This window comes from Rhodococcus sp. 4CII, from assembly GCF_014256275.1.
Taxonomy (GTDB): domain Bacteria; phylum Actinomycetota; class Actinomycetes; order Mycobacteriales; family Mycobacteriaceae; genus Rhodococcus_F; species Rhodococcus_F wratislaviensis_A.
In genome coordinates this window covers 7,139,645-7,152,556 of the sequence record NZ_JACCFE010000002.1, presented here as the reverse complement: position 1 = coordinate 7,152,556, position 12,912 = coordinate 7,139,645, and the positions used below count along the sequence as shown (strand labels likewise).

The window sequence follows — 12,912 nt, the reverse complement described above, 5'->3', positions numbered from 1 at the left end:
CCCATCGACGATCATCGACGGCATGGAGAACACGAGCACCCCGACAGGCGACACCGTCCGAGAGTCGTATTCGGCCAGATCCCGGGAGTACGTGGAGCTCTTCGGCTCCATGCCGTCGAGCAGCTGGGCCGCCACCGTGACAGGTCCCGTGCTCGATGCGGGGTGTGGTCCGGGGCAGTGGACCGACTTCCTGGCCGCGCGCGGACCCCCTGTGAGCGGGATCGATCTGGTTCCCGAGTTCGTCGAACGAACGCGCATGCGATACCCAGACCTCACCTTCCACGTCGGCCGCTTCGAGGCATCGGGCTCGACCGAATCGCTGGGTGGTGTGCTGGTACTCGCTCATTCACCACGGTCCGCGAGACATCCGGATTCCGCTCGCCGAGTTCGCGCGCGTGATTCGACCGGGCGGAGTTGTTGGTGGGCTTCTTCGACGGAGCAACCGTGGAGACTTTCGACCACGCCGTGACCACCGCCTATCGACGGCCGGTGGTTGACCTCACCCACGAGTTGGTCGCAGCCGGCTTCGACGTGATCGAGACACATACACGAACAGGGATCGGTTACAGACCGCACGGCGCAATCACCGCACGCCGGCACGGCACCCACTGAGTCATCACCAGGTGATCTATGTGGGCGGTGACAGCGTCTACACCGCGCCGAATGCGTGAGATGCCGGCGATCGGCCCTACTGCGTACCGAGGGAGTCGATCGCGGCCCGGAGCTTGGTGGTGGCCTCGTCGGCGACGCCCTGCAACGCCGGTTCGCCGGTCACGTCGACCATCGGTCGCGGGCTCATCGCGTCGACGACGATCGTGTCGTTCGCGGAGGTGTCGGCGCGGACCACCACGTTGCTGGGCAGCAGCAGGCCGATCTGCCGGTCCACGGTGACGGCACGGTGCGCGAGCGGCGGGTTGCATGCGCCGAGGATGAGGTAGTCCTCCATGTCTTCACCGAGTTTCGCTTTCAGCGTCGCGATCATGTCGATGTCGGTGAGCACGCCGAAGCCCCGCTCGGGGAGCGCCTGCCGAGTGCGCTCCACAGCGTCGGCGAAGGTGGTGTGCGGTATTTTCCGGTGGGGGTCGGCAGCCGTCGTGGCGCCGAGCGGCATCCGCGGCCACACTGGAGGTGTCCCGCCGAAGTCAGGAGACAGTGATGGGTGACAACAGGCCGTTCGGCTTCGACCCCGACGATCTCGACCGCGTGATCCGGGAGGCCGGCGAGGAATTGCAGGGCGTCAAGGACCGCATCGTCAGGTTCCTCGACCAGGTGGATGCGCAGATTCCGTGGACGGGCGTCTTCGCCGACTTCGCCCGGTCACCGCGCCCCGGTACGAAGCCGGAGACTACCGGCGACACCGGTGACGGCGTGTGGGCGATCTACACGGTCGACGCCGAGGGTGTCGCTCGCGTCGAACAGGTGTATGCCACCGAACTCGACGCGCTCCGCGCACACAAGCACAACACCGATCCCCACCGCTCCGTGCGGTTCCTCCCCTACGGCGTCACCGTCAGCGTCCTCGACCAGCAGGAGGAACCGACCCCACGAGAGACGGAGTAACCGAGCCGCTCACTCCTCCAGTTCGAGAGGCAACTCGGCGGTGACCCGCCAGCTTCCGTCGGTCTGCCGTCCCGCCTCGAGCGTGCCGTGCAGCACGGCCACCCGCTCGCGCATGCCCAGCAATCCGTTGCCGGACCCGAGCGAGAACTGACCGGTGGAGTTGCCGTTGTCGGTGATTTCGACGAGGACATCCGTCTCGCGGCGACGGACCCGCACCTTCGCGCGCGGGCGCTCTCCGGCGTGCCGCAGCACATTGGTCAGCGATTCCTGAACCAGGCGGTGGACGCCCAGACTGACCGCGGGGCTGATGTCGTCCAGCTTCCCCGTCAACTCCAGTTCCACCGGCAGACCCGCGCTCCGCATCATGTCGACCAGCCGGGCGAGACCGGCCGTCCCGTGCTGGGGCATGTCGTCGGTCGCAGGTTCGGTGCGCAGCAGCGACACGGTGCGCCGCAGTTCCGCCAGTGCCTCCCGTCCGGTGCTCGCGATGTTGGTGAGCGCCTGCTTCGCGATCTCGGGGTTGTTCTTCAACGCGTAGGACGCACCGTCGGCCTGCACAATCATCACGCTCACGGCGTGGGCGACCACGTCGTGCAGCTCTCGCGCGATCCGAGTGCGCTCGGCCGCGACCGCGTCCTCGGCGCGCCGGTCCCGGTCGTAGTCGGCGACGGCGAGCCGTGCGGCCACCTCCTCGTCGTAGGCCCGGCGGGCGCCGAGGAACTCCGCCGTGATCCACGACAGCGCGAAGATCAGCGCCGAATACAGACCGGCCTCGAGCGGCCCCTGCTCGAGCAGCCAGATGGCGAGTGCGGAGTCGAGCACCAGACCGACCGCGTACAAGGCGGCCGCACGCCGGTCGACGTAGGCGACGAGGGTGTAGAGCCCGACCGCGAGGGCCAACAGTCCGGGATGCTCGGCCCGGAGGTCGTCGATCGAATAGCTGACGAAGGTGATCGTGATCGACACCACGAGAATCGCCCCGGCCGCGGCACGCGGGTACGTGCGGCGCCACACGATGGGCAGGCACAACAGGAAGCCAAGGACGAGTTGCACCCACGGTGAGCGATCACCGGCCGCGGTGAAGGCGAACACCTCGAGGGCGAACAGGATTGCCGCCAACATCGAGTCCGCAACCGTCGGCTTTCCTCGCAGCCACAGACTGAACCTCCGCATGTGCACAGCGTAAGTACCTCGCGGTGGGTGTGGTTGAGTCAGCACCATGAATGTGGGTGACTGGGCGCTTCTTCTCACCGCCGCGACAGCCGCCGGGTGGGTCGACGCCGTAGTCGGCGGCGGTGGGCTGATCCTCATTCCCGCGCTGTTCCTCGTCGCCCCGCAACTGACGCCGCAGGCGGCGCTGGCCACCAACAAACTCACCGCGTTCACCGGCACGTCCGCCGCCGTGGTCACGTTCGCGCGCCGCATTCCGATGAACTGGCGGTTGCTGGTTCCGGCCGGCCTGCTCGCGGCGATCACATCCGCGCTCGGCGCCGCGACGGTGTCGCGGATCGACAAGGACGTCTTCATCCCACTGATCATGGCGGTGCTCGTCGGTGTCGCCGTGTTCGTGACGATCCGGCCCCAGCTGGGAACCACGCTGGCGAAGGATCCGCCGACTCGGCGGAAGGTGGTCGCGGTCGTCCTGCTCTCCGCAGGCCTCCTCGGCTTCTACGACGGGCTGTTCGGGCCGGGCACCGGCACATTCCTCATCATCAGCTTCGCCACCTTCCTCGGTACCGAATTCGTCCGCAGCGCCGCGATGGCGAAGGTGATCAACCTCGGATCCAATCTGGGTGCGCTGGTGTTCTTCGCCGTCACCGGTCACGTGCTGTGGGCGCTCGGTCTGAGTATGGCGGTGTGCAACGTGATCGGCGCGGTCACCGGTTCGCGGATGGCCCTGAGCAGGGGCGCCGGTTTCGTCCGGATCACCCTGCTGATGGTGGTGATCGCCATGGTCATCCGGTTGGGTTGGCAGCAATTCGGCTGAGCGACCGACTACGGTGGTCCAGGTGACGGCTCCACGACAGGTTGATCCGGAATTCCTTGCCCTTCCTCTGCGTTCGCTGGCGGACGCGGCACTCACCGCGGCGCGGGCGGCCGGGGCGTCGCACGCGGACCTGCGCGTGCACCGCCTGACCAGCCAGTCGCTGCGACTGCGCGACGGCGAGGTGCAGTCGGCGGTCGACACCGACGAACTCGGCTTCGCGGTGCGCGTGGTCGTCGACGGCACCTGGGGTTTCGCCTCGCACGCCGAGCTGACGCCCGCGACGGCCGCCGCCACCGCGGAGCAGGCGGTGGCCGTCGCCCGTGCGCTGCGCGGACTCAACCGGGAACACGTCGAACTCGCCGGCGAACCGGTGTACACCGACGTCCACTGGGTGTCCGACTACGACGTCGATCCGTTCGAAGTTCCCGCCTCCGACAAGATCTCGCTGCTCGGCGAATACTCCCACAGGATGCTCGCGTCGGACGGCGTCGACCACGTCACCGCCGGCTGCCTGCAGGTGAAGGAGCAGACGTTCTACGCCGATCTCGCCGGATCGTCCATCGTGCAGCAGCGGGTGCGGCTGCATCCGCAACTCGAGGCCACCACCGTCGACCAGTCTGCCGGTGTGTTCGAGACGATGCGCACCCTCGCGCCCCCGGTCGGGCGCGGGTGGGAGTACGTCGCCGGTGACGGCGTGTGGGACTGGACCGGCGAACTCGCGGAGATCCCCCATCTGCTGGCCGAGAAGGTGAAGGCCCCGTCCGTGGTGGCCGGCCCCACGGATCTGGTGATCGACCCCACGAACCTGTGGTTGACGATCCACGAGTCCATCGGGCACGCCACCGAATACGACCGTGCCATCGGCTACGAGGCCGCCTATGCCGGGACGTCGTTCGCCACCCCCGACCTGCTGGGCACGCTCCGGTACGGGACCCCGATCATGCACGTCACCGCCGACCGGACCGAACGGCACGGGCTGGCGACCGTCGGCTACGACGACGAAGGCGTGGCAACGCAGTCCTGGGACCTGGTCGCCGACGGGCTCCTCGTCGGCTACCAACTCGACCGGGCGTTCGCGCCGCGACTCGGGCTGGACCGTTCGAACGGCTGCTCGTACGCCGACTCGCCGCACCACGTTCCGATCCAGCGGATGGCCAATGTGTCGCTGCAGCCCGATCCCGACACCGATCGCAGCACGGACGATCTGATCTCCGGTGTGGAAGACGGCATATTCGTGGTCGGCGACAAGTCCTGGTCGATCGACATGCAGCGCTACAACTTTCAGTTCACCGGTCAGCGGTTCTACCGCATCCGCGGCGGGAAACTCGACGGGCAACTCCGCGACGTCGCCTATCAGGCGACCACCACGGATTTCTGGGGTTCGATGGACGCTGTCGGCGGCCGGTCCACCTGGCAGCTCGGCGGCGCATTCAACTGCGGCAAGGCGCAACCCGGTCAGGTCGCGGCCGTCAGCCACGGCTGCCCGTCGGCGCTCTTCCGCGGCGTGAACGTACTGAACACCCGGACGGAAGGCGGCCGATGATCGCACCGCAGCAACTCGTCGAGCAGGTCCTGGCCCGCGCCACCGTCGACGAGACGATCGTGATCGTCACCGACGCCAGCGAGGCCGCCCTGCGGTGGGCGGGCAACTCGATGACCACCAACGGCGTGTCCACCTCCCGCAGCTGGACCGTGATCTCGATCGTCCGGGCCGGCGAGGACGCGAAGGTCGGCATCGTCACATCGGCGAGTGTCGACGCCGCAGACATCGACGGCGTGGTGCGTTCGGCCGAAATCGCCGCCCGCGCAGCCACGCCCGCATCCGACGCGATGCCCCTGCTCACCGGTTCCGGCACCGACGAGCACTGGGAGACCCCGGCCGAGCGCACCGAGATCGGGGCGTTCGAGCAGCTGGCCCAGGATCTGAGCATGGGCTTCGACGGCGACGACCAGCTCTACGGTTTCGCCCATCACCAGCTGCACACCACCTGGCTGGGCACCTCCACCGGCATCCGGCGCCGATTCGCCCAGCCCACCGGGTCGGTCGAGATCAACGGGAAACGCGGCGACGCCAGCGCCTGGGTGGGTACCAGCACCAAGGACTTCACGGATGTGGCGAGCGTGAAGTTGCTGCAGGATCTGTCCACCCGCCTCGATTGGGCCCGCAACCGGGTGGAGTTGCCCGCGGGCCGCTACGAGACGATCCTGCCGCCCTCCGCGGTCGCGGACCTCATGATCTACCTCATGTGGACCATGGAGGGGCGGGCCGCGGAAGAGGGGCATTCCGCGCTGTCGGCGCCCGGCGGCACCCGGGTCGGCGAGAAGCTGAGCGCACTCCCTCTGACCCTCTCGTCCGATCCGGCCGCGCTCGGCCTGGAGTATGCGCCGTTCGTCGTCACCGGGTCGTCGTCCGAAGCCCTGTCCGTCTTCGACAACGGCATGGAGGCAGGGCGGGTCGACTGGGTGCGCGACGGCACCGTCAACGCCCTCGCGTACCCGCGGGCCGCGGCGAAGGAGTTCGGCGCGGAGGTGACCGTGCCCGGCGACAACCTGATCCTCGACGCGGGGGGTTCGGTGTCGCTGGACCAGATCGTGGCCGAGACCGAACGCGGTCTGCTGCTGACCACCCTCTGGTACATCCGGGAGGTCGACCCCGCCACACTGCTGCTCACCGGTTTGACGCGGGACGGCGTCTATCTCGTCGAGAACGGGAAGGTCACGGCTGCCGTCAACAACTTCCGGTTCAACGAGAGTCCTCTCGATCTGCTGCGCAGGGTCACCCAGGCCGGAGCCACCGAGCGGACTCTGCCGCGCGAGTGGAAGGACTGGTTCACCCGTACTGCGATGCCACCGCTTCGCATTCCGGATTTTCACATGTCGTCGGTCAGCAAGGCGCTCTGAAACCCGGAATTCTATGCGGACGCTCGTCTAGGTGACAGTCCATGCAGTTTCCGTTATAAATGCTGCAGACATCGCGCATATGAGATTTCTCACTCCAGAGACGTTTCGCCACGGATGTCATATTCAGGTCTCCAGAAAGCGGGGCCACCACCCTTCGTGTCGCCGCGTTGTCGCTGCATGCGCCGGGTACCGCCCTTGCACGTCCGACCAGGAGGTTTCATGCACTCCGACACTCGCATCCGCGAGGCACTTCACAGCCCCACCAGGGTCACGAGACGATTCGGTCTCGCCGACGTAGCACTGACGACGTTCGTGTGCCTCGTCTGCGCGACCGGTATCGGCATCATCACCGGTTCCGTTCTGGTCGCCGCGGCGGGAGGGCTGATCGTCGTCCTCGCCACGGCGCTGATGGTGGCAGCGGTATGACCGCCCCCGCGAATCAGCGAAGCACCACAATCCAGGAGATCACTTTGTCGAACGACGTACTCGAGGCCGCAGCACCGCCGGCACATTCGATTCCGCACCGCCACCCCGACGGCCGCGAAGTTCTCGCCACCGCAAAGGGCATTCTCATCGCCACTCGCGGATACGGCGACACGGAAGCATTCGAGGAGTTGCTCGACGTGTCCCGACATCATCACGTCAGTGTGATGCGGGCGGCGAAGTCGTTGGTGGAGTTGGCCACCCGGCGGCAGCCGTGCCCCTCGGTGACGACACCGACACCGAAGTACGCGCTCGAGTTCAGGGAATGGACGACACTGCTGGCACGGTGACGCGGTCCCGGTCGACGCGGGCGAGGCGCTCGTAGGCGCGGTGCGTGACCCATTCGAGTGGTCTTCGATCGAACCACCGCAGCCACAGGCGGGACACGAGGATCAGGGTCGCCGAGACGGCACCGAGCAGGACGAGGGTGGCCGGGACGACGGTGGCGCCATCCACTCGGGCGGCCAGCCCGAAACCCCAGCCGTAGCAGACGATCGAACACAGGATGTTCTGCAGCACATAGCAACTGAGCGCGGTCCGACCGACGTTCGACAGTGCGCGGCCGGCCACGCCGGGTTCACGCCCGTCGGCGTAGCGGTGCGCGATCGCCGCCAGGAGCCCCAAAGCCACCACGGGCGCGGTTCCATACCTGCCCAACAGCAGCCCGGCGTCGCCACCGAGGAGTCCGAGGGTGAAGTCGAGCGGGAGCGCCACCCCCAGTCCCACCACCATCAGACGGCGTCGGAGGGCACCGCGGCCCGACTCGAGGATGCGTGCCCCGGCAGGATGAAGACCACCCCGAGGCGGAACAGCACCAGGTTGTCGATGCGGAAGGCAACGAGATCCCGGAAGCTGCCGTCGGCGTAAGGATTCGGGGACAGCGGCCCCGTTTCCCGCGCCGGCGCCGAGGATACCGCCGCGGCAACGAAGGCCGGCATCGCCAGATGCACGGCCACCGCACACACCAGCCATACTCGTTGTGCGCGAACGCCCGTAGTCAGGATGAACGCGACGATCAGGCCCGTGAGCGCGAATCCGGTCAGCGTCGAACTCGGTGAACAACAGGAAGTGCAGCACTCCGTCCAGCATCAGAAGTCCTGCGCGCCAGGGTTACCCGCCGGGCCACCGCAGACCGCGACGCTTGGGCGGAACGTTGCCGGATCACCAGTCCGATGCCGAACATGACGGTGAGCATGCCGAGGCCAGGCCCTCGACGTCGGTGAAGATCCAGATGTTGGTGTTCAGTGTTTCGACCAACAAAATTCATGCTAACACGACCGTGTTAGCATGGTGGGGTGCCGCGGCTCATTGACCACAACCAGAGGCAGCAGGAGATCGCCGAGGCGCTGTGGCGGGTGATCCAGCGCGACGGCATCGGTGCGGTGTCCGTCCGTGACGTGGCCGCCGAGGCCGGAATCTCGAGCGGCTCACTGCGGCACGTCTTCGCCAGCAAGGCCGAACTCCTCGCCTACTCCATGCGACTCGTCGCGATGCGGGTCCGCGAACGGGCGCAGGCACACGCCACGATCGCCGACCCCTGGCAGCGTGCCATGGCCGTGCTGGACGAGGTACTCCCCCTCGACGATCGCCGGCGCTGTGAAATGGAAGTGAACCTGGCCCTCGTCGCCGAGAGTCCCGCCCACCCGATGCTGAAGGAAATCGCTCTCGACGCCCAGCGGCAACTCCGCGGTGCGTGCGCAGCGATCCTGACCGATCTCGCGCAACGGGGGCTGATCGCGCCCGGGCTCGACGTCGACGCCGAGGCGATGCGCCTGCACGCCCTCGTCGACGGTGCTGCGATGCACGTGCTGCTCGGCGCCACCGACACCCCGCACACCGCGCAGCGCATGATCGCCGAGCATCTCCGCGATCTGGCCTGACCAGCGGGACGCGCAGTCCCCGCACGCCGATCGCGCGCGCTCTCGCTACCGGTCGTCGGCCGTGACGGCGAGTCCGATGGTGCCGGTCTTCCCTCGGCGCAGCAGGCTGCCCTTCATCGTGAGCCAGCCGAGGATGCCGTACTTGCGGGCGATCACGTCGCGCGTGTGATCGGTGTCCGCGGCGTCGAGGATGACGGCGCGGGCGGGAACCTCGGGGCCCTTCGGCTTGCCGCGCGCATCGCACGCGGCCACCGTCACCTCCGGATTGCGGCGGATGCGTTTGACCTTGTAGGAGTCGGTGACCGTCCACATCAGCAGACGGTCACCGTCGGCGGCAGCCCACAGCGGCGTCGCCACCGGGGTGCCGTCTTTCCGAAACGTGGTGAGCAGGACATACTTCGCGGACGACACCCGATCGAATTCTGTGGTCACCCGGCCCATGCTAGACCGAAGCCGGTCAGTCCCCTTCGAGTTCGCCTTCGGTTTCGAGGTAGACCTGTCGCAGTCCGTCGAGGGTCCGCTGCTCGGGGTGCTCCCACATGTCGCGCTCGGCCGCCTCGAGGAGGCGTTCGGCGATGCCGTGCAGGGCCCACGGATTGGACTGTTCCATGAACTTGCGGTTCTGCTCGTCCAGCACGTACGACTCGGCGAGTTTCTCGTACATCCAGTCGGCGACGACATTGGTGGTGGCGTCGTATCCGAACAGGTAGTCGACGGTCGCCGCCATCTCGAATGCACCCTTGTAGCCGTGGCGGCGCATCGCCTCGAGCCACCGCGGGTTCACGACCCGGGCACGGAAGACGCGGGACGTCTCCTCCGACAGGGTCCGGGTGCGCACCGACTCGGGCCGGGTGCTGTCGCCGATGTACGCCTCGGGCGACTTCCCGGTGAGCGCCCGCACGGTCGCGACCATGCCGCCGTGGTACTGGAAGTAGTCGTCGGCGTCGGCGATGTCGTGTTCGCGGGTGTCGGTGTTCTTGGCCGCCACGGTGATTCGCCGGTATGCCGTCCGCATGTCGTCGGCAGCGGGTGCGCCGTCGAGGCCGCGACCGTACGCGAAGCCACCCCACGTGGTGTACACGTCGGCGAGGTCGGCGTCGCCGCGCCAGCTCTTGGAATCGATCAGCTGCAGCAGTCCGGCCCCGTAGGTGCCCGGCTTGGACCCGAAGATGCGGGTGGTCGCGCGCCGTTCGTCGCCGTGCTCGGCGAGATCCGCCTGTGCATGGGCACGCACGAAGTTGCTCTCGGCCGGTTCGTCCAATGCGGCGACGAGCCGGACGGCGTCGTCGAGCAGCGCCAGAACGTGCGGGAACGCGTCCCGGAAGAAGCCGCTGATCCGGACCGTGACGTCGATGCGCGGACGGCCCAGTTCCTCGAGGTCGATCACCTCGAGGTTCACCACGCGCCGGCTCGCCTCGTCCCACACCGGGCGGACGCCGAGGAGCGCGAACACCTCGGCGATGTCGTCACCGGAGGTGCGCATCGCGGACGTGCCCCACACCGACAGACCCACCGACCGCGGCCACTCCCCGTGATCGGACTTGTAGCGGTCCAGCAACGACTCGGCCATCGCCTGGCCGGTCTCCCAGGCGAGCCGGGACGGCACGGCCTTCGGGTCGACGGAGTAGAAGTTCCGGCCCGTCGGGAGCACGTTGATCAACCCGCGCAGCGGCGACCCGCTCGGTCCGGCGGCGATGAAACCGCCGTCGAGCGCGTGCAGCACCTGAGCGATCTCGTTGTCCGTCTCCCGCAGGCGTGGCGCCACCTCGGTGGCCGCGAAGCGCAGGATCTTCGCGACCGTGGCGTCGCCGGTGAGGGTGTCGGCGGCGTCCGGATTCCAGTCGGCGTCGTGCATGCCCTGCACCAGCGCATGCGCCTGCTGCTCGATCTCGTCCACGCGGGTGCGGGACTCGTCGCCGTCCTCGCTGAGCCCGAGCGCCTCGCGGAGTCCGGGGACGTTCTGCTCGCCGCCCCACATCTGCCGGGCGCGCAGCATGGCGAGCACCAGTTCGACCTCGGCGTCGTCCCGGGGCGCCGCACCGAGCACGTGGAGGCCGTCCCGGATCTGGACGTCCTTGATCTCGCACAGCCAGCCGTCGACGTGCAACAGCATGTCGTCGAACACGTCCTCCTCGGGACGTTCCTCCAGCCCTAGGTCATGGTCCATCTTGGCGGCGCGCATCAACGTCCAGATCTGCTGGCGGATGGCCGGCAGCTTGGACGGGTCGAGCGCGGAGATGTTCGAGTGCTCGTCGAGGAGTTGCTCGAGCCGCGAGATGTCGCCGTAACTCTCGGCGCGGGCCATCGGCGGGATCAGGTGATCGACGAGGGTCGCGTGGGCGCGGCGCTTGGCCTGCGTGCCCTCCCCCGGGTCGTTGACGAGGAACGGGTAGATCAGCGGCAGGTCGCCGAGCGCGGCGTCGGTGCCGCACGACGCGGACATGCCGAGCGTCTTCCCCGGCAGCCATTCGAGGTTGCCGTGCTTGCCGAGGTGGACGACGGCGTCGGCGCCGAAACCACCGGCGGCGGCGTCTGCCGCGATCCACCGATAGGCGGCGAGGTAGTGGTGGCTCGGCGGCAGGTCGGGGTCGTGGTAGATCGCGACCGGCTTCTCCCCGAATCCGCGCGGCGGCTGCACCATCAGCACGAGATTGCCGAACTGCATTGCGGCGATCACGATTTCACCGGCAGGGTCCTGGGACCGGTCGACGTACAGCTCGCCCGGGGCGGGGCCCCAGTGCTCCTCGACACCCTCGCGCAGTTCGGCGGGCAGCGCCGAGAACCACTCGCGGTAACGCGCGGCGGAGATCCGGATCGGGTTCCCCTCGAGTTGCTCGTCGGTCAGCCAGTCCGGGTCCTGGCCGCCTGCGGCGATGAGGGCGTGGATCAGCGCGTCGCCGTCCCGGGCAACGAGACCGGGGACGGCGTCGGGCCCGTCCGCGGGGCCCAGATCGTATCCGGCGGCCCGCATCTCGGTGAGCAACCGGATGGCACTGGCCGGGGTGTCGAGCCCGACGGCGTTGCCGATGCGCGCGTGCTTCGTCGGGTACGCCGACAGCATCAGGGCTATCCGGCGCTCCGGAGCGGGGATGCGCCGGAGCCGGGCGTGCCGGACGGCGATGCCCGCCACCCGGGAGGCGCGCTCGGCGTCCGGCACATAGGTGGACAGCCCGTCGGCGTCGATCTCCTTGAACGAGAACGGCACCGTGATCAGGCGGCCGTCGAATTCGGGGACCGCGACCTGGGTGGCGACATCGAGCGGCGACAATCCGTCGTCGTTGGATTCCCACGACTCACGGCTGCTGGTCAGGCACAGCCCCTGCAGGATCGGCACGTCCAGCGCGGCCAGCGCGGTGACGTCCCATGCCTCGTCGTCGCCGCCGGCAGAGGCGCCCGCCGGTTTGGTGCCGCCGGCGGCGAGCACGGTGACCACCATCGCGTCCGCGCGGCGCAGCGTCGTCAGCAACTCCGGTTCGGCGGTGCGCAGCGACGCACAGAAGATCGGCAGCGGTGTGCCGCCCGCCGCGTCGACGGCGTCGCAGAGCGCCTCGATGTAGCGGGTGTTCCCGGCCAGGTGCTGGGCGCGGTAGTAGAGAACCGCGATCGTGGGGCGGTCCGCGCCGGCATCGGGGGCGAACGGCGCGACACCCCAGCTCGGCAGTTGGACCGGCGCCTCGAAACCGTGTCCGGTCAGCAGCACGGTGTCCGACAGGAAGTGGTGCAGCTGGGCGAGGTTGTCGGCGCCGCCCTCGGCGAGATAGTTGTGCGCCTCCGCCGAGACACCGGCCGCGACCGTCGAGCATTCCATCAACTCGGCGTCCGGGGCATGCTCGCCGCCGAGGACCACCACGGGCAGCCCGCTGGCCAGGACCGCGTCGAGGCCCTCCTCCCAGGCCCGGCGGCCGCCGAGGATACGCACCACGACCAGGTCGGCGCCGTCGAGCAGTCCCGGCAGGTCCTCCTCGACCAGCAGCCGGGCCGGGTTGGCCCAGCGGTAGTCCGCCCCGCTGGCGCGTGCGCTGAGCAGGTCGGTGTCGGAGGTGGAGAGCAGCAGGATCACGTGAGGAGCCTTCCTGGGGGTGTCGCGCCCCGTGGCAGTGG

The 12,912-nt window shown here is 68.5% G+C and carries 11 protein-coding genes and 2 pseudogenes; 8 read left to right on the top strand and 5 right to left on the bottom strand.

Annotated features, from left to right (window positions below; all coding sequences use genetic code 11):
• The first annotated feature begins 22 nt into the window (after positions 1–22).
• A pseudogene (locus tag H0B43_RS33820) lies at positions 23–612 on the top strand (class I SAM-dependent methyltransferase).
• Positions 613–688: 76 nt separating this feature from the next.
• On the opposite strand, the gene H0B43_RS33815 reads toward H0B43_RS33820, so the two are convergent.
• Entirely contained in the window at positions 689–1,111 is a 423-nt protein-coding gene (locus H0B43_RS33815; protein WP_185723973.1) for a DUF302 domain-containing protein, read from the bottom strand.
• A 44-nt stretch (positions 1,112–1,155) separates the two neighbouring features.
• On the opposite strand from H0B43_RS33815, the gene H0B43_RS33810 reads away from it, so the two are divergent.
• Complete coding sequence (locus H0B43_RS33810) at positions 1,156–1,560, top strand: hypothetical protein (RefSeq protein ID WP_185723974.1); 405 nt, start codon at positions 1,156–1,158, stop codon at positions 1,558–1,560.
• A 9-nt stretch (positions 1,561–1,569) separates the two neighbouring features.
• Here H0B43_RS33810 and H0B43_RS33805 read toward each other — a convergent pair whose 3' ends face one another.
• A complete protein-coding gene (locus tag H0B43_RS33805; protein ID WP_185723975.1) occupies positions 1,570–2,733 on the bottom strand; it encodes a sensor histidine kinase in 1,164 nt (387 codons plus the stop codon).
• Positions 2,734–2,779: 46 nt separating this feature from the next.
• Here H0B43_RS33805 and H0B43_RS33800 point away from each other — a divergent pair, with 46 nt between their 5' ends.
• The 5 genes from H0B43_RS33800 to H0B43_RS33780 all read left to right on the top strand — a co-directional run bounded on the left by H0B43_RS33800 (position 2,780) and on the right by H0B43_RS33780 (position 7,221).
• Entirely contained in the window at positions 2,780–3,547 is a 768-nt protein-coding gene (locus tag H0B43_RS33800) for a TSUP family transporter (RefSeq protein WP_185723976.1), read from the top strand.
• Positions 3,548–3,569: 22 nt separating this feature from the next.
• A complete protein-coding gene (locus H0B43_RS33795; protein WP_185723977.1) occupies positions 3,570–5,090 on the top strand; it encodes a TldD/PmbA family protein in 1,521 nt (506 codons plus the stop codon).
• On the top strand, positions 5,087–6,448 hold the full coding sequence (locus H0B43_RS33790) for a metallopeptidase TldD-related protein (RefSeq protein ID WP_185723978.1): 1,362 nt from the start codon (positions 5,087–5,089) through the stop codon (positions 6,446–6,448). The genes H0B43_RS33795 and H0B43_RS33790 overlap by 4 nt, the downstream gene beginning before the upstream one ends.
• 219 nt (positions 6,449–6,667) lie before the next feature.
• Positions 6,668–6,874, top strand: coding sequence for a hypothetical protein (locus H0B43_RS33785; RefSeq protein WP_185723979.1), 207 nt, complete (start codon positions 6,668–6,670; stop codon positions 6,872–6,874).
• Positions 6,871–7,221 (top strand): ANTAR domain-containing protein, encoded by a 351-nt coding sequence (locus tag H0B43_RS33780; protein WP_185723980.1) that lies wholly within the window; start codon positions 6,871–6,873, stop codon positions 7,219–7,221. Before H0B43_RS33785 ends, H0B43_RS33780 begins: the two co-directional genes overlap by 4 nt.
• On the opposite strand, the pseudogene H0B43_RS33775 reads toward H0B43_RS33780, so the two are convergent.
• Positions 7,190–8,194 (bottom strand): annotated as a pseudogene (locus H0B43_RS33775) (DUF418 domain-containing protein). The gene H0B43_RS33780 and the pseudogene H0B43_RS33775 sit on opposite strands and share 32 nt — an antisense overlap.
• Positions 8,195–8,226: 32 nt before the next feature.
• Here H0B43_RS33775 and H0B43_RS33770 point away from each other — a divergent pair.
• Complete coding sequence (locus tag H0B43_RS33770; RefSeq protein WP_185723981.1) at positions 8,227–8,811, top strand: TetR/AcrR family transcriptional regulator; 585 nt, start codon at positions 8,227–8,229, stop codon at positions 8,809–8,811.
• A gap of 45 nt (positions 8,812–8,856) precedes the next feature.
• Here H0B43_RS33770 and H0B43_RS33765 read toward each other — a convergent pair whose 3' ends face one another.
• On the bottom strand, positions 8,857–9,252 hold the full coding sequence (locus H0B43_RS33765) for a PPOX class F420-dependent oxidoreductase (RefSeq protein ID WP_087557467.1): 396 nt from the start codon (positions 9,250–9,252) through the stop codon (positions 8,857–8,859).
• Positions 9,253–9,268: 16 nt separating this feature from the next.
• Positions 9,269–12,871: a cobaltochelatase subunit CobN gene (locus tag H0B43_RS33760; protein WP_185723982.1), complete on the bottom strand. Its 3,603-nt coding sequence runs from the start codon at positions 12,869–12,871 to the stop codon at positions 9,269–9,271.
• Between the last annotated feature and the right edge of the window lie 41 nt (positions 12,872–12,912).

Coding starts and splice junctions, on each gene's coding strand:
- H0B43_RS33815 (WP_185723973.1), bottom strand. CDS start 1,111: ATGCCGCTCGGCGCCACGACGGCTGCCGACCCCCACCGGAAAATACCG.
- H0B43_RS33810 (WP_185723974.1), top strand. CDS start 1,156: ATGGGTGACAACAGGCCGTTCGGCTTCGACCCCGACGATCTCGACCGC.
- H0B43_RS33805 (WP_185723975.1), bottom strand. CDS start 2,733: ATGCGGAGGTTCAGTCTGTGGCTGCGAGGAAAGCCGACGGTTGCGGAC.
- H0B43_RS33800 (WP_185723976.1), top strand. CDS start 2,780: ATGAATGTGGGTGACTGGGCGCTTCTTCTCACCGCCGCGACAGCCGCC.
- H0B43_RS33790 (WP_185723978.1), top strand. CDS start 5,087: ATGATCGCACCGCAGCAACTCGTCGAGCAGGTCCTGGCCCGCGCCACC.
- H0B43_RS33785 (WP_185723979.1), top strand. CDS start 6,668: ATGCACTCCGACACTCGCATCCGCGAGGCACTTCACAGCCCCACCAGG.
- H0B43_RS33780 (WP_185723980.1), top strand. CDS start 6,871: ATGACCGCCCCCGCGAATCAGCGAAGCACCACAATCCAGGAGATCACT.
- H0B43_RS33765 (WP_087557467.1), bottom strand. CDS start 9,252: ATGGGCCGGGTGACCACAGAATTCGATCGGGTGTCGTCCGCGAAGTAT.